This is a genomic window from Plantibacter sp. Leaf1 (genome assembly GCF_001421315.1).
Classification (GTDB): Bacteria; Actinomycetota; Actinomycetes; order Actinomycetales; family Microbacteriaceae; genus Plantibacter.
This window is the reverse complement of sequence record NZ_LMJX01000002.1, coordinates 543,216-559,458: the sequence shown is the minus strand read 5'-3', so window position 1 is coordinate 559,458 and position 16,243 is coordinate 543,216. Positions and strand designations below refer to the sequence as shown.

Below are 16,243 nucleotides of genomic sequence, written 5' to 3'. Positions count from 1 at the left end.
CGTCAGACCGCCGGAAGACCGACAGCCCCGACCGGCGGACCGGACGGGGCTGTCGAGTGGGGCTCGGAGGATCAGGCCTTGATGAACTGGATCGTGAGCGGGTAGCTGTACAGCTCGCCCTTGTTCGCCTTGATCGCGGCGATGATGCTGAAGACGATCACGACGATGTACACGGCGATGATGACGAGGATGCCGACCACGACGATCGTGAGGATCGAGCCGACCACGAGCGCGATCAGCATGGTCAACTGGAAGTTGAGCGCGGTGAGCGTGTGGGCCTTGATGAACGGCCCGCGGTCCTTGAGCGCCAGGTAGCCGATCAGCGGCGGGATGAACCCGAAGAAGATCCCACCGATGTGGATGAGGGTCGACCAGAGCTTCTCGTCGGACGGGCTCATGGGCTGCGCGACGGGGTAGGGCTGCTGGTACTGCGGAGCGCCGGCGGGCGGCGGCGGGTAGGAACCGGCACCGGGCGGCGGCGGCGCGTAGCCACCGGCGGGTGGCGGCGGGTAGGAGCCTGCCGGCGGCTGGTGAGGAGCTGCGGGCGGGGGCGTCGCGCCGTCTCCTGCAGGCGGAACCGACCCGCCCTTGGCAGGGTCGACGGGCGGTTGAGCGTTCGGATCGGACATCTTCGCACCTTTCACGGAGAGTGATATTCAATTGGTCCAGCAGAGCGTATCGCACCAGGTGTCGCGGAAACGGGACCCACGCCTGTCGCCAACGGTATTCCTGGGCCGCCACGGCGCGCAAGGGATGCCTTCCGGTGGGCCGCGATATGATTGGCAGTCAGGGTGTTTGAGTGCTGACGGTCGGTGTTCGGCGAAGACGAGGAGAGGGGTTCGCCATGGTGTCGGATCGCGGTCTCGAGGTCCTCCGGGTCATCGTCCAGGACTACGTCGCGTCGCGTGAGCCGGTCGGGTCGAAGACGATCGTCGATCGTCACTCCTTCGGCGTCTCGGCGGCCACCATCCGCAACGACATGGCCCAGCTCGAGGACGAGGAGCTCATCGCCGCGCCCCACACCTCCTCGGGGCGCGTCCCGACGGACAAGGGCTACCGCATGTTCGTCGACCACCTCGCCGACCGGCGTCCCCTGAACAACGCACAACGGACGGCGATCGAGACGTTCCTCGGCGCATCCGGCGACCTCGACGAGGTGCTCCACCGCACGGTGAGGCTCCTGTCGCAACTCACGAACCAGGTCGCGCTCGTCCAGTACCCCATGTTCTCCCGTGCCCGCGTCCGGCACCTCGAGCTCGTGAGCGTCACGCCGAACCGGGTGCTCGCCGTCATCATCCTCGACAACGGCCGGGTGGAGCAGCGTCTCATCGAGACGGAGCGGCCGGTCGACGACGACCTCATCGCGCGCCTCCGCGGTGCGTGCAACGAGGCGGTCGCCGGACGTCCCCTCCTCGACGCCCACGACGCCCTCGGCGACGTCCCCGACACGATCGCCGAACTCGACCGGTCCTCGGCGGTCCGCATCGTCGACGCGGTGCGCGAGCAGCTCTCGGCCCAGCGCCAGGACCGCCTCGTAATGGCGGGCGCCGCGAACCTCGCTCGCACGGAGGACGACTTCCCGGGCAGCATCTACCCGGTGCTCGACGCGATCGAGCAGCAGGTGGTCCTCCTCAGGCTCTTCGGCGAGATGGAGTCGGAGCGGGACGGGGTCGTCGCCAGCATCGGGCGGGAGAACGCGTCGTTCGGCCTCGAGACGACGAGTGTCGTCGCGGGGAACTACCGTTCCTCTGGTGGCGAAATCGCCCGCCTCGGCGTGCTCGGCCCCACGAGAATGGACTACGCGAGCAACATGGCGGCGGTCCGAGCCGTTGCCAGATACCTCTCGCGCATCCTCGACGCCGAGTGACGCCTCCTCGTCGCGTCCACCAACACCTTCCGCACCTCGAACGAAAGGCCCTCAGTGGCTGACTACCCCGACCACTACGCAGCCCTCGGCGTCGCCAAGGAGGCGACGCCCGAAGAGATCAAGAAGGCCTACCGCCGCCTCGCGCGCGAGCTGCACCCCGACGTCAACCCGGGATCCGACGCCTCCGAGCGGTTCAAGGAGGTCACGCACGCCTACGACGTGCTCAGTGACCCCAAGCAGCGCCAGCAGTACGACCTGGGTCCGCAGGCGGGTGGGTTCGGTGGCGGCGACGCCGGCTTCAGTGGGTTCGGCGACATCTTCGACACCTTCTTCGGCGGTGGCGGCCAGCAGCGCGGGCCGAAGTCGCGTCGCTCGCGCGGCGAGGACGCCCTCCTCCGCGTCGAGCTCGACCTCGACGAGGTCATCTTCGGCACCCACCGCGACCTCGAGGTCGACACCGCGGTGCTCTGCGGCACCTGCAACGGCTCGTGCTGCCAGCCGGGCACCTCGCCGGTCACCTGCGACATCTGCCACGGCACCGGTTCCATCCAGCGCGCCGTCCGCTCGCTGCTCGGGAACGTCATGACCTCGGCACCCTGCGGCACCTGCCGTGGCTACGGGACGATCATCGCGACCCCGTGTGTCACCTGCCAGGGTCAGGGACGCCTTCGCGCCCGTCGCACCGTGTCGGTCGACATCCCGGCCGGTGTCGACACCGGTCTGCGGCTGCAGATGCCCGGGAGCGGCGAGGTCGGTCCGGCCGGAGGCCCCAACGGCGACCTCTACCTCGAGATGAAGGTCAAGCACCACGACGTCTTCAGCCGCGACGGCGACGACCTGCTGTGCACGCTGGAGGTCCCGATGACGGACGCCATCTTCGGGCGCCACGTCACGGTCCACGCACTCGACGGAGACGTCGAGGTGGAACTGCGTCCGGGCGTCCAGAGTTCCGAGGTCATCACGGTCAAGGACCGCGGCGTGACCCGGCTCCGCGGCAACAGTCGCGGCGATCTCAAGATCGGCGTCCAGGTCGTCACCCCGACCAAGCTCGACCACCGCGAGCGGGAACTCATCAAGAGCTTCGCCTCGGGCAGGCGTCAGGGTCCTCCTGCGCTGGCGCAGTTCCAGCAGGGCCTGTTCGCGAAGATCCGCGACCGTTTCCACGGCGTCGGTTGAGATGAGCTCGCTGTACGTCCGCGAGGACCTCGAATCGACCGGCGTCGGCGACTCGGTCACCCTCCGGGGGCCGGAGGCGAAGCACGCCGTGTCGGTCAGCCGATTGCGGGTGGGGGAGACGACGTCGATCGGCAACGGTCGCGGACTGATCGCCACGGGAACCGTCGTCCGGAGCGAACCGGGCGAGCTCGAGATGCGCGTCGAGTCGGTGGTCGTGCATCCGGAGAACCGTCCGGCACTCGTGCTCGTGCAGGCGCTGGCCAAGGGCGATCGCGACGAACTCGCCATCCAGGCGGCGACCGAGCTCGGGGTCGACCGGATCATCCCTTGGGGTGCTGAGCGCAGCATCTCCCGCTGGCAGGGCGAGAAGGCGAGCAAGGGCCGAGCCCGCTGGCAGCTGATCGTGCGCGAGGCGGCCAAGCAGTCGATCCGCGCCCGGGTGCCCGAGGTGTCCGAGGTCGTCGACGCGCGTGGCCTCGCCGCCCATGCTGACGGACGGACCGTACTCGTCCTGGAGCCCACGGCCGCGCTCAGCCTGACGGACCTCGACCCGTCGACCTTCGACACCGACGAGGTGGTGCTCGTCGTCGGCCCCGAGGGCGGGATCTCGCCCGCCGAGCTCGAGCGACTCGTCGACGCCGGCGCGGTCGCCGTGCGGATCGGCTCGGGTGTGCTGCGCACCTCGACGGCGGGGCCGGCGGCGATCGCAGCGGTGAACGTGCTGCTCGGCCGCTGGTGACCCGGGTCCAGCCCGCGCAGGACGCCGCTGCGAACCTTAGACTGGTGGGCATGAGTGAAGCACCGTCCGTTTTCAGCCGCATCGTGTCCGGGGAGATCCCGACGACCCTCCTCGCCGAGACCGATCGGGTGATCGCCTTCGCCGACATCAACCCCCAGGCGCCGGTGCACCTGCTGGTCGTCCCGAAGACCGCCGAATACCGCGATGTCGTGGCACTGGCGGCCGGCGACCCCTCGCTGCTCGCCGAGATGGTCGAGGTCGCGTCGTCGCTCGCACAGGAACACACGGGCGGCGACTTCCGCCTGGTCTTCAACACCGGTGAGACCGCGGGCCAGACGGTCTTCCACGTGCACGCGCACGTCCTCGGCGGTTCCCTCCAGGAGGGCTCCCTTGGCGGAGCCTGAAGCAACGACCCCTGACGTCCCCGCCGGTCGACGGGAGGATGACGTGGAGCATGTGCTCCAGGTCGACGGCATCGCGATGGTCCGGCTGCTCGGCCCGCAGGATCGCCTGCTCACCACCGTCGAGCGCGAACACCCCGGCGTCTCCGTGCACGTGCGCGGGAACGAGATCACCATCACCGGCCCCTCGGCGCAAGCCGATGCGGCCAGACGACTCGTAGAGGAACTCATCACCATGGTCCGAGAAGGACACGACCCTGGCCCGGCGGAGGTCAGCACCTCGGCCCGGATCCTCGACCAGGACGGCACGGCCTCGCCGTCCGAGGTCCTCGGCCAGGTGATCCTGACCTCCCGTGGCAAGACGATCAAACCGAAGACCGTCGGTCAGCGAGCCTATGTGGACGCCATCGACGAGAACACGATCGTCTTCGGCATCGGTCCGGCCGGCACCGGCAAGACGTACCTCGCCATGGCGAAGGCGGTCCAGGCGCTCCAGCGCAAGGAGGTCAACCGGATCATCCTGACGCGTCCGGCGGTCGAAGCCGGCGAACGGCTCGGTTACCTGCCCGGCACCCTCACGGACAAGATCGACCCGTACCTCCGTCCGCTCTACGATGCACTCAACGAGATGATGGATCCCGAGATCGTCCCGAAGCTGCTCGCAGCCGGCACGATCGAGGTCGCTCCGCTCGCCTACATGCGCGGACGCACCCTGAACGACTCCTTCATCGTCCTCGACGAGGCGCAGAACACCACGCCGGAGCAGATGAAGATGTTCCTCACGCGGCTCGGGTTCGGTTCCAAGATCGTCGTCACCGGCGACGTCACGCAGATCGACCTCCCGACGGGTGCATCGGGACTCCGTCTCGTCACCCGGGTCCTGAAGGACATCGACGACATCCACTTCGCCAACCTGACAAGCGACGACGTCGTCCGTCACACGCTCGTCGGTCGCATCGTCGACGCCTACGGCGAGTACGACGCCGTCCGCCAGGCACAGCGCTTCGAACGCGAGCAGGCGGCCGAGTTCGCCAACCGCGCGGAGCGTCGTGGGTCAGCGCGAGACCACCAGCCGAAACGAGGACGCTCATGACCATCGAGATCAACAACGAATCAGGCGTGGCGGTCGACGAGTCGCGGATCCTCGCACTCGCGTCCTTCGCGCTCGACGCCATGCATGTCAGCCCCGACGCCGAGCTCGCCATCGTCCTCGTCGACGAGGGCGCCATGGAACAGCTGCACGTCCAGTGGATGGACGAGCCCGGCCCGACGGACGTCCTGAGCTTCCCCATGGACGAGCTGCGCCCTGGGACGGAGGAGAACCCGACACCACCCGGACTCCTGGGCGACATCGTCCTCTGCCCGCAGGTCGCCGAGACCCAGGCGACCGCCGCGAAGCACTCCACGATGGAGGAGCTCCAGCTCCTGACCTGCCACGGCGTCCTGCACCTGCTCGGCTACGACCACGCCGAGCCCGACGAGGAGAAGGAGATGTTCGGCATCCAGCGCGACATCCTCCTCGCCTTCGCGCTGCAGGAGAGACGACGCACCAGCTGATGTCCCTCGTCGCCGTCTTCGTCATCGTCGCGTTCCTCCTCGTCGCCTTCGCCGGTCTCATGGCCGCGGCCGACGCGGCGATCGGCGTGCAATCGGGCGCCGACATCCTCGACCTCGCCGAGGGCGCGCGCTCGGCGTCGGCGCTCCGGGCGATCGCCGCGGACCCCGGCGCGCACGTCAACGCCATCAACTTCATCCGGATCCTCGCGGAGACGACCGCGGCCGTCCTCGTGACGCTCGCGCTCGCCTCCTCGATCGATGAACTGTGGCTGGTCCTCGTCCTGGCCGTCATCATCATGACGGGCACCTCCTTCGTCCTCGTCGGCGCGAGCCCGCGAGGGGTCGGGCGGACCCACGCCAGCGGGGTGCTGCGGTTCAGCGCCCCTGCGATCCGCACCGCCCGGGTCGTCCTCGGGCCGATCGCCAACGTCCTGGTCTCCCTGGGCAACCGGGTCACTCCCGGCCTCCCACGCTCGGTCTCCTTCACCTCCGAGGAGCAGCTGCTCAGCATGGTCGACGAGGCGACGGCGCACTCGGTCCTCGAGGAGGACGACCGCGAGCTCATCCACTCGATCTTCGAGTTCAACGAGACGCTCGTCCGGGAGGTGATGGTGCCGCGCACCGACCTCGTCGGCCTGCAACGCGACCTCAGTGTCCGTGAGGCGCTCGAGGTGTTCCTGGAGACGGGCATCTCGCGGGCACCGGTGAGCGACGGCGACATCGACGACCTGGTCGGCATCCTGTACCTGAAGGACCTCGTGAAGGCCATGTTCGGCGGCGAGGGCGCGGCCGAGGTCGGATCGATCGAGCCGCTGCTGCGGCCGGCGAGCTTCGTCCCGGAGTCGAAGAAGGCCGACTCGCTGCTGCAGCAGATGCAGAAGGACTCGAACCACATCGCGATGGTCGTCGACGAGTACGGCGGCATCTCCGGTCTCGTCACGCTCGAAGACCTCATCGAGGAGCTCGTCGGCGACATCTCCGACGAGTACGACACCGACACCCCCGAGGTCACCGACCTCCACGACGGTCGGTTCCGGGTCGACGCCCGTCTCGCTGTCGACGAGCTGGGGGAGTTGTTCGGTCTCGAACTCGACGACGACGACGTCGACTCCGTCGGTGGTCTGCTGGCCAAGGCGCTCGGACGTCTGCCCGTCGTCGGATCCACCGTCTCGACCAACGGACTCGAACTCACCGCCGAGCGGGTCGAGGGGCGGCGGGGACGCATCCTCACCGTCATCGTCCAGCGCGACGACCAGCTGCAGGACGCCCAGCAGGCGTCCACCGAACACCGGGAGCACCCATGAGCGACACCACCCCTCCGTCCGACTTCCGCGCGGGGTTCGTGTCCTTCGTCGGGCGTCCCAACGTCGGCAAGTCCACGTTGACCAACGCCCTCGTGGGGGAGAAGGTCGCGATCACGAGTTCGAAGCCCCAGACCACTCGACGCGCCATCCGCGGCGTCGTGCACCGCGAGCACGGTCAGCTCATCGTCGTCGACACCCCGGGCATCCACCGCCCGCGGACGCTGCTCGGACAGCGGCTCAACGATCTCGTGCAGTCGACGCTCTCGGACGTCGACGTGATCGGCTTCTGCATCCCGGCCAACGAGAAGCTCGGTCCCGGCGACCGCTTCATCAACGAGTCGCTCGACGGCTTCCCGCGGGCGAAGAAGGTCGCGATCGTCACGAAGACCGACACCGCGAGCCGCACCACGATCGCCGAGCAGCTGCTCGCGATCTCCGAGCTCCGCGACTGGGACGCGGTCATCCCGCTGTCAGCCGTGACGGACGACCAGCTCGACATCCTGGTCACCGAGGTGACGAAGCTCATGCCGCTCTCGGAGCGCCTCTACCCCGCGGAGGCGACGACCGACGAGACCGTCGTCGACCGGGTGTCCGAGCTCATCCGTGAGGCCGCCCTCGAGGGTGTCCAGGACGAGCTGCCGCACTCGCTCGCGGTGACCATCGACGACATGATCCCGCGTGAGGGCACCGACCTGCTCGACATCTACGCCAACGTGTTCGTGGAGCGGGACAGCCAGAAGGCCATCATCATCGGCAAGGGCGGCTCGCGCCTGCGCGACGTCGGCGCCCGCGCCCGGGCCGGCATCGAACCGCTCGTGGGGTCACGGGTGTTCCTCTCGATCCGCGTGAAGGTCGCGAAGGACTGGCAGCGCGATCCGAAACTGTTGGGACGCCTCGGATTCTGACCCGCCGTGTCGGCCAGCTGACAGACGGTTGAGCGCGGACTGAGCGCTTGCTGTGCGACAGCGATCGAGCGGGGCGTCCCGCCCTGCGCGCGGACATACTGATCCCGGGGTCGGGAGAGGGTGTCCACGTGTTCGACGGATTGCTGGGATTCCGGCTGGATCAGCCGGTGCTGCTCATCTGGGCGGCGATCGTCGCCGCGCTGCTCGCCGTGATCCTGATCACCGGTCGTCGATCGGTCCGTTCCGTGATCACGAAGGTGCTCGCGGCGGTGTGCGGCGCCGTCTTCGCGTACGTGCTCGCCTGGGTCCTCGGTGACGTCCTCGACGTCTTCGGGATCGGGCTGACCCCGACCACGCGGGCGTGGGCGGCCGTCGCATGCGCCGGTGCCGCACTCGCGATCGTCAGCATCCCGCGGGCCAGAGCCTGGCGCGTCGTCACGGCCGTCGTCGCGGTGCCGGTGTTCCTGCTCATCGGTGCCCTCGGGATCAACCAGGACTTCGGTCAGTTCCCGACCGTGCGGGCGGCGCTCGGGATCAGTCCGTACGGGGCGTTCACCCCGGTGGCTGCGGCGCACGGGACGACCGCGGACTGGCGTGCTCCGAGCGCCCTCCCCGCCGCCGGCCGCGTCGAGCGGGTCGACATCCCGGCCACGACGTCCGGGTTCCGACACCGGGAGGCACTGGTCTACCTGCCGCCCGCTGCGCTGACCGCCCACCCGCCGGCGCTGCCCGTGATCGAGGCGTTCAGCGGTCAGCCGGGCCAGCCGGCCGACCTGTTCGCGTCGGCCGGATTCGCGGGTCTCCTCGACCGTTTCGCGGCGTCCCACCACGGTCTGGCGCCGATCGTGGTGGTGCCGGACCAGCTCGGAGCACCGGACGCCAACCCGATGTGCGTCGACGGCCCGCTCGGGAACTCGGCGAGCTATCTCACCGTCGACGTCCCGGCGTGGATCACGGCGCACCTCCCCGTCTCCGCCACTCGGACGGACTGGTTCATCGCCGGCTTCTCGCAGGGCGGCACCTGTTCCATCCAGCTCGGCGCCGCACATCCCGAACGCTTCGGCGGCATCCTCGACATCTCCGGAGAGGTGGTCCCCACCATCGGTCCGACCACGGTCGCGAAGGGGTTCGGGGGCTCGGAGGCCGCCTATGCCGCTGCGGCCCCGTCCGCGATCATGGCCGAGCGGGCCCCCTACGCGGACACCGTCGCGATCTTCGGGTACGGCAGCGCCGATGCGCGCTACGGGCCTGGCGTCGAGCGGATCCAGGCGGCCGCAGCCGCCGCCGGTATGCGGACGACCACCTTCGTGTCGCAGGGGACCGCGCACGACTGGCACACCGTCCACACGGTCCTCGAACGGGCGCTGCCGGCGGTCGCGTCGCGGTTCGGCCTCGGCTGAGGGCACTCGGACGGACCGGTGGGTCAGTGCTATGCTGGCGACGTGTTCACCGGTCTGCTCCTCCTTAGCTGCCGCGACGAGTCCTAGTTCCAGGCCTCCCTCGTCGCGGAGTTCGTCATTGGCTCACCCCCAATCCCACGAGGAGATCCCAGGATCATGAAGAACACCCAGAAGCCTTCAGGCATGCCGGTCCATCGCTACCGCGCCTACCAGGACCAGTTCGCCGTGTCACTGCCCGACCGCACCTGGCCGGACCGCCGTATCACCGAGGCGCCGCGCTGGTGCGCCGTCGACCTGCGTGACGGCAACCAGGCGCTCATCGACCCCATGAGCCCCGAACGGAAGCGCATCATGTTCGACCTCCTGGTGAAGATGGGCTACAAGGAGATCGAGGTCGGGTTCCCGAGCGCGAGCCAGACCGACTTCGACTTCGTGCGCAGCCTCATCGAAGAGGGCGCGATCCCCGAAGACGTCACCATCCAGGTGCTGACCCAGGCGCGCGACCACCTCATCGAGCGCACCTACGAGTCGCTGCACGGCGCGAAGCAGGCGATCGTGCACCTCTACAACTCGACCAGTGTCCTGCAGCGGGACGTGGTGTTCCGGAGCGACAAGCAGGGCATCATCGACCTCGCCCTGCACGGGGCCCGGAAGTGCCGGGAGATGGAGTCCACCGTCCCAGGGACGGAGATCTACTACGAGTACTCGCCGGAGAGCTACACGGGGACCGAGCTCGAGTTCGCCGTCGACATCTGCAACCAGGTGGTCGAGGTGCTCGAAGCGACGCCGGACCGCAAGGTCATCATCAACCTCCCGGCCACCGTCGAGATGGCCACGCCGAACGTCTACGCGGATTCGATCGAATGGATGAGCCGCAACCTCGCCAATCGCGAGAACATCATCATCTCGTTGCACCCGCACAACGACCGCGGTACGGCGATCGCCGCTGCCGAGCTCGGCTACCAGGCGGGCGCCGACCGCATCGAGGGTTGCCTCTTCGGGAACGGTGAGCGGACGGGCAACGTCGACCTCGTCGCACTCGGCATCAACCTGTTCACCCAGGGTGTCGACCCGCAGATCGACTTCAGCGACATCGACCAGGTCAAGCGGACCGCCGAGCACTGCAACCAGCTGCCGGTGCACGAACGGAGCCCCTGGGCGGGCGACCTGGTCTTCACGGCGTTCAGCGGCTCGCACCAGGACGCGATCAAGAAGGGCTTCGAGGCGATGTCGGTCGAAGCGGCGTCGCAGGGCAAGGACGTCTCCGACCTGGAGTGGGCGGTCCCGTACCTCCCCGTCGACCCGCAGGACCTGGGCCGCAGCTACGAAGCGGTCATCCGCGTCAACTCGCAGTCCGGCAAGGGCGGCGTCGCCTACCTGCTGAAGAACGACCATGCACTGGACCTCCCGCGTCGACTGCAGATCGAGTTCTCCGGAGTCGTGCAGGCCAAGACCGACGCCGAGGGCGGCGAGGTGACGAGCGGCCAGATCTGGGCGGTCTTCCAGGACGAGTACCTCCCGGCGGCTGCGGCCGACGCGAAGTGGGGCCGGTTCGAACTGCAGTCCACCAAGACGTCGAGCGACCTCGCGGGCACCGTGGTGCTCGAGGTCGCCCTCCGCGACGGCGAGGCCGTGGAGGAGCGCACGTCGACCGGGAACGGTCCGATCGCGGCGTTCCTCAACATGCTCTCCGACCGCGGCATCGAGGTCACGCTCTACGACTACGTCGAGCACACGCTGAGCGCCGGCGGTGACGCCGAGGCCGCCGCGTACGTGGAGCTGCAGGTGAACGATCAGCGCCTCTGGGGCGTCGGTATCGACGGTGACATCGCGACCGCGTCGTTGAAGGCCGTCGTGTCGGCGGTCAACCGCGCCGTGCGGTCCGGTGTCGAGGCTCGGGAGCTGGCGGCCATCTGACGTCTCCCGCTGCGCCGGGTCGCCCTTCGGGAAGACCCGGCGCAGCGGCGTTCTCTGGACGTACACCCGGAGGATGATCTTGCGCCGTGGGTGCAGGCCCTCCGGTGGGCAGGTCGTACGGTTGGAGGATGCTCCGCACGCTCCGGCCCGGCCAACTGGCCGTCGACATCGCACTGCCGTCCGTGCTGTTCATCCTCACGTCCCTGTTGTACGCGACGAGGCCGCAGCAGTACGTGATCGTGCTCCTCGGCATGTGCGCCGCCCTCGCCGTGCGCCGGCTCGCCCCGGGGATCTCGCTCGCCATCGCCTGGGTGACGGCCCTCGTGCAGATGCTGCTGCTCCTCGCACCGGACCCCGCGAACTTCGCGATCCCCGTGGTGTTGTACGCCGCCGCGACGTACGGCGGCAAGGTCGCACGATGGCTCTCCTTCGCCTCCGCCTTCCTCGGGGCCGCGCTCATCGTGGTCTACGTGATCGTCGTCCCGAGCTGGACGACGGGCGTGAACGCCGAGATCAACTCCTTCGGACTGGCGACCGACCTGACCCCGATCGCGAAGGTGACGATCGGGCTCTTCATGTTCCTCGCGTTCGCGGCGTTCTTCGGGCTCGCGTGGACGGCCGGTGTCCTCATGCGGACCTGGCGCCGAGCCAGGGACAGTCGCCAGGCCCAGTTGCTGGCCGAACGCGACGTCGCCGTCGAACAGGAGCGCAACCGCATCGCCCGCGACATGCACGACGTCGTCGCGCACTCGCTGGCGGTCGTGATCGCACAGGCCGACGGAGCCAGATACGCTCTGGCCGCCGACCCCGATTCGGCGGACCAGGCGCTGCGGACGATCTCGAGCATCTCCCGGGAGGCCCTGGCCGACGTGCGGGTGCTGCTCGGGCAGTTGCGGTTCCAGCAGAGTGAGGGTCCGCAGCCGGTCATGGCCGACCTCGACCGCCTGTACGAGCAGCTGCGCGGTGCTGGCGTCGACGTCGTGGTCGAGAACCACGGAGCGGAGCGGCCCGTGGCGACCGGGTCGCAGCTCGCGGTGTACCGGATCATCCAGGAGGCGCTCACGAACGCCCTCCGCCACGGCGACCACCGCGCTCCGATCGACGTCCACCTCGACTGGACCGGCCCGGAGCTGCAGGTGTGGATCGTCAACCGCGCGAAGTCGGAACCGCCCAAGCCCGGAACCGGTCACGGACTCGCCGGGATGAACGAGCGCGCTACGCTGGCAGGCGGCAGGTTCGGGACGACCCTGGTGGACGGTCTCTTCACCGTGTACGCATCGATCCCGTTCACGACGGCAGGAGTGACGAGATGACCGATCCACACGGCAACGCGGCGGCGGAGGCGATCACCATCGCGCTGGTGGACGACCAGGCCCTGTTCCGCGGCGGCATCCGCATGCTCATCGGCTCCCAGCCGGACTTGCGGGTCGTCGGTGAAGCGTCCGACGGACGACAGGCGGTGGAGCTCGCTGCCCGCACCCGTCCGCAGGTGATCCTCATGGACGTCCGGATGCCGGTCATGGACGGTATCGAGGCGACCAAGGCGATCCTGGCGGAAGCGGACGCGCGCGGGACGGAGCGCCCCCGCATCATCGTGCTGACCACCTTCGACCTCGACGAGGCGGCCGCGACGGCGATCCGGGCCGGGGCGAGCGGTTTCGTGCTGAAGGACGCCGAACCGGAGTTCCTCCTCGCGGCGATCCGCACGGTGCATGCAGGGAACGCGGTCATCGCGGCGTCCGCGACGCGGGAGCTGTTCGAGCACTTCCGCCAGGCGCCCGCGCCGCCGGTCGCACCCCGGCGCTACGCCGAACTCACCGCTCGGGAGCGGGAGATCTTCCTCCTCGCGGCGCGCGGGCTGAGCAACTCGGAGATCGCGGCGGCAGAATTCCTCAGCGAGGCGACGGTGAAGACCCACATCAGCCGGATCTTCGGCAAGCTCGAAGTACGTGACCGCGTGCAGCTCGTCGTCTTCGCCTTCGAGCACGGGCTCGTCTGACCGGTCGCCCGCTCCACCGCCGGGGTTCGAGGATCATCCGTCCGATGTAGGGGGATCGCTCGGGCGCACGACGCGGACGAAGGGGCTCCCTCCATAGCGTCGAAGTATGGAGAATTCAGCACAACCAGCCGTCGTCGCCAGCGTCCGCGGACTGCGCAAGAGCTACGGCCCGTCGGGCAATCAGGTCGTCGCGCTCGACGGCGTGGACCTCGAGATCCAGCGTGGTCGGTTCACGGCCATCATGGGGCCGAGTGGATCGGGGAAGTCGACGCTCATGCACATCATGGCGGGCCTCGATCAGGCCACCGAGGGCCGCGTCCGGCTCGGTGACCAGGACATCACCGACCTCGACGACGGGCAGCTCACCATCCTGCGCCGGCGCCGGGTGGGGTTCGTCTTCCAGGCGTTCAACCTCGTTCCGACCCTCGACGTCGCAGCCAACATCCGGCTGCCGTTCGAGCTCGACGCCAGACGTCCGACGAGCGAGGAGCAGAGCTGGATCGACGTGCTCGTGAGCACGCTCGGACTCGCGTCGCGGCTGGGGCACCGACCCCATGAGCTCTCGGGCGGCCAGCAGCAGCGGGTCGCGATCGCGCGTGCCCTGGCGACGCGGCCCGAGTTGCTCTTCGCCGACGAGCCGACCGGCAACCTCGACTCACGCACCGGCCGGAGCGTGTTGGCGCTCCTCGCAGCCGCGAGCACGGAGTACGGGCAGAGCATCGCGATGGTCACCCACGACCCGATCGCCGCGAGCTACGCGGACCGGATCGTGTTCCTCGCCGACGGCAAGGTCGTCGAGGACCGTCCGCGGTCGACACCCGAGCAGATCTCCGCACTGATGCTGGGTATGGAGCGTGCGGCGTGAGCGGCTCGGCGCTCGGCCCGCGCGCGAGTGAGCATCGGGCGAGCCTGCTCGTCGCGACGCTGAGCGCGTCGTTCGGGGTCCTCCTGCTGATGGTCACCAGCATCCTGTCGACGTTCATCCTCGCGGACGACGTCACGGGGTCCAGCGGGTCCGTCGTGATCATGCTCGTGCTGGCCGCAGCCGTCTTCGTGTCGCTCGCGGTGTACGTGGGTGCGATCGTCACGGCCAACACCTTCGCGACCATCGTCGCCGGCCGGACGAGGACGATCGCGCTCCTCCGGCTCATCGGATCGACCGCGAGGTCCCAGCGCCGCGCCGTCGCGCGGGAAGGCGTCGTCGTCGGTCTGCTCGGCGGTGGGGCCGGCCTCGTCGTCGGCCTCCTCGTCGCCTTCGCCCTCGTCCGCGTCGGCGTGGCCACCGGTGTGTTGCCGGAGCTGCCGTACCCGATCGCCGAGCCGGCGGTCCTCCTCCCGGTCGCCGCCGTCGTCCTGACGACCTGGCTCGCATCGTGGATCGGTGCTCGTCGGGTCCTGTCGGTCACCCCCATGCAGGCGATCGGCGGATCCCAGGAGCTGAGCCGGGAGGAGACCGTCGCGCGACCCGCTCGGAACGCGGTCGCGATCGGCCTGTTCGTCGTCGGTGTCCTGCTCCTCCTCGCCGGGGTGGGCGTGGGGCTCGTGTCGCCGCTCGGGGTGCTCATCGGCATCGTCGGCGGGATCGTGTCCTTCTCCGGCCTCATCCTCGGTGCGCACCTCGTGATGCCGCCGGCGTTGCGTCTCGTCGGCCGGCTGTTCGGGGGTTCCGCGACGGCCAGGCTCGCCGCCGAGAACGCGGTCCGCTACCCGGAGCGCAGCTCACGCACCACGATCGGTCTCGTGATCGGTGTCACGCTCGTGACGATGTTCGCCGTCGCGGCGGCGAACTTCCAGGAGCTCGTCATGAACGCGCAGTCGATGGAGCCGGAGCTCTATGAGGGGACCCAGACCGTGGTCGCGACGACCGTCGGCGTGTTCTCCGCACTCATCGGGCTGAGTGCGCTCATCGCCGCCGTCGGCATGGTGAACAACCTGTCCCTCAGCGTGCTCCAACGCACCCGCGAACTCGGGCTGCTGCGGGCGCTCGGGTTCTCGGCCCGACAGATCCGCCGGATGATCGTGATCGAGTCGGCGCAGCTGACGATCGCCGCCGTGGCCGTCGGGCTCGTGCTCGGCACCTTCTACGGGTGGGCGGGGGCGCAGTCGATGTTCGGCGCGATCAACGGCTCGCCGGGACTGATCGTGCCGGTCATCCCATGGGGCATCGTGCTCGTGATCGTGGTGCTCGCCGCCCTGCTCACCGCTGCGGCGTCGGTGGCTCCCTCACGACGGGCCACCCGCATCGCCCCGGTCGCCGCGCTCGCGGTCGACTGAGCCCCGCTCAGCCTCGCGTCGAGCGGCGCCAGATCCGCCATCCGCCGATCTGGCGCTGCTCGGGCAGCGTCCACCCGAAGCGCACCGCTAGGAGCCGGATCACCGCGGTCGATGAGACACCGACGATCGCCGCGATCCCGAGCGGAGCGCCGAAGGTGACGGCGAGGACGAGCAGGGCCGTCCCGACCGCGGCGGCGACGGCGTACAGGGAGCCCACGTGCATGAGTGCCACGGGGACGCCCAGCATGACGTCCCGGAGCACGGAGCCGCCGACGGCCGAGACGGTGCCGACGAAGATGGCCGGAATGACGGGGAGCCCTGCCGCCAGTGCCTTGGTGGAGCCGATCGCCCCGAACATGCCGATCGTCAGGGCGTCGAGGCCGATGATCACCGGTCCGAGCCGTGTCACCGTCCGGAGGAGGAGCATGCCGAGCAGGGCCGCCCCCGAGGCGACGGGGAGGTACCAGTTGTTCTGCAGCGATGCCGGAACCTGCCCGAGCAGGATGTCGCGGATGAGGCCGCCGCCGAGCCCGACGACGACCCCGATGATCGCGACGCCGAGCCAGTCGAGCTGACGATCCTGGAACCTGGCGGCGAACATCGCGCCCTGGACGGCGCCGATCGCGACCGCTGAGAGGTCGACCCAGAGTGGGACGACGAAGAGGACCTCGTTCACGGTTGCATCTCTCGCGGCGCTCCTTCGG

Annotated in this window: 16 protein-coding genes; 14 read left to right on the top strand and 2 right to left on the bottom strand. The window is 69.2% G+C overall.

The window, feature by feature from the left end; all coding sequences use genetic code 11:
* Positions 1-71: 71 nt before the first annotated feature.
* Positions 72-629, bottom strand: coding sequence for a DUF4870 domain-containing protein (locus ASE44_RS18905; RefSeq protein ID WP_235522547.1), 558 nt, complete (start codon positions 627-629; stop codon positions 72-74).
* 215 nt (positions 630-844) lie between these two features.
* Between ASE44_RS18905 and hrcA the strand changes: the two genes are divergently transcribed.
* The 14 genes from hrcA (at position 845) to ASE44_RS04805 (ending at position 15,539) form a co-directional block, all read left to right on the top strand.
* Positions 845-1,867 (top strand): heat-inducible transcriptional repressor HrcA, encoded by a 1,023-nt coding sequence (gene hrcA / locus ASE44_RS04870; protein WP_056006531.1) that lies wholly within the window; start codon positions 845-847, stop codon positions 1,865-1,867.
* 54 nt (positions 1,868-1,921) lie between these two features.
* Positions 1,922-3,043 (top strand): molecular chaperone DnaJ, encoded by a 1,122-nt coding sequence (dnaJ, locus tag ASE44_RS04865; RefSeq protein WP_056006528.1) that lies wholly within the window; start codon positions 1,922-1,924, stop codon positions 3,041-3,043.
* Between the two features lies 1 nt (position 3,044).
* Positions 3,045-3,782 carry a 16S rRNA (uracil(1498)-N(3))-methyltransferase gene (locus tag ASE44_RS04860; RefSeq protein ID WP_056006525.1) on the top strand — a complete coding sequence of 246 codons (738 nt, stop codon included), beginning with the start codon at positions 3,045-3,047 and terminating at the stop codon, positions 3,780-3,782.
* A 50-nt stretch (positions 3,783-3,832) separates the two neighbouring features.
* Positions 3,833-4,186, top strand: a complete 354-nt coding sequence (locus ASE44_RS04855) for an HIT domain-containing protein (protein WP_056006522.1) — start codon at positions 3,833-3,835, stop codon at positions 4,184-4,186.
* A 76-nt stretch (positions 4,187-4,262) separates the two neighbouring features.
* Positions 4,263-5,276 carry a PhoH family protein gene (locus ASE44_RS04850; protein WP_082456039.1) on the top strand — a complete coding sequence of 338 codons (1,014 nt, stop codon included), beginning with the start codon at positions 4,263-4,265 and terminating at the stop codon, positions 5,274-5,276.
* Positions 5,273-5,740 carry an rRNA maturation RNase YbeY gene (gene ybeY / locus ASE44_RS04845; protein WP_056006516.1) on the top strand — a complete coding sequence of 156 codons (468 nt, stop codon included), beginning with the start codon at positions 5,273-5,275 and terminating at the stop codon, positions 5,738-5,740. The genes ASE44_RS04850 and ybeY overlap by 4 nt, the downstream gene beginning before the upstream one ends.
* Positions 5,740-7,044 carry a hemolysin family protein gene (locus ASE44_RS04840; protein WP_056006513.1) on the top strand — a complete coding sequence of 435 codons (1,305 nt, stop codon included), beginning with the start codon at positions 5,740-5,742 and terminating at the stop codon, positions 7,042-7,044. The genes ybeY and ASE44_RS04840 overlap by 1 nt, the downstream gene beginning before the upstream one ends.
* A complete protein-coding gene (era, locus tag ASE44_RS04835; protein WP_056006509.1) occupies positions 7,041-7,949 on the top strand; it encodes a GTPase Era in 909 nt (302 codons plus the stop codon). The genes ASE44_RS04840 and era overlap by 4 nt, the downstream gene beginning before the upstream one ends.
* Positions 7,950-8,077: 128 nt before the next feature.
* Positions 8,078-9,349, top strand: coding sequence for an esterase family protein (locus ASE44_RS04830; protein ID WP_162235735.1), 1,272 nt, complete (start codon positions 8,078-8,080; stop codon positions 9,347-9,349).
* Between the two features lie 156 nt (positions 9,350-9,505).
* Entirely contained in the window at positions 9,506-11,266 is a 1,761-nt protein-coding gene (leuA, locus tag ASE44_RS04825) for a 2-isopropylmalate synthase (RefSeq protein WP_056006507.1), read from the top strand.
* 128 nt (positions 11,267-11,394) lie between these two features.
* Positions 11,395-12,579, top strand: coding sequence for a sensor histidine kinase (locus ASE44_RS04820; RefSeq protein ID WP_056006505.1), 1,185 nt, complete (start codon positions 11,395-11,397; stop codon positions 12,577-12,579).
* Positions 12,576-13,265 (top strand): response regulator transcription factor, encoded by a 690-nt coding sequence (locus ASE44_RS04815; protein ID WP_056777883.1) that lies wholly within the window; start codon positions 12,576-12,578, stop codon positions 13,263-13,265. Before ASE44_RS04820 ends, ASE44_RS04815 begins: the two co-directional genes overlap by 4 nt.
* 106 nt (positions 13,266-13,371) lie before the next feature.
* On the top strand, positions 13,372-14,130 hold the full coding sequence (locus ASE44_RS04810; RefSeq protein ID WP_056006499.1) for an ABC transporter ATP-binding protein: 759 nt from the start codon (positions 13,372-13,374) through the stop codon (positions 14,128-14,130).
* The gene (locus ASE44_RS04805) at positions 14,127-15,539 is read left to right on the top strand and encodes an ABC transporter permease (RefSeq protein ID WP_056777880.1); all 1,413 of its coding nucleotides are present in this window, start codon (positions 14,127-14,129) and stop codon (positions 15,537-15,539) included. Before ASE44_RS04810 ends, ASE44_RS04805 begins: the two co-directional genes overlap by 4 nt.
* A gap of 7 nt (positions 15,540-15,546) precedes the next feature.
* On the opposite strand, the gene ASE44_RS04800 is transcribed toward ASE44_RS04805, so the two are convergent.
* Positions 15,547-16,215 carry a trimeric intracellular cation channel family protein gene (locus ASE44_RS04800; protein WP_056006494.1) on the bottom strand — a complete coding sequence of 223 codons (669 nt, stop codon included), beginning with the start codon at positions 16,213-16,215 and terminating at the stop codon, positions 15,547-15,549.
* Positions 16,216-16,243 lie beyond the last annotated feature (28 nt).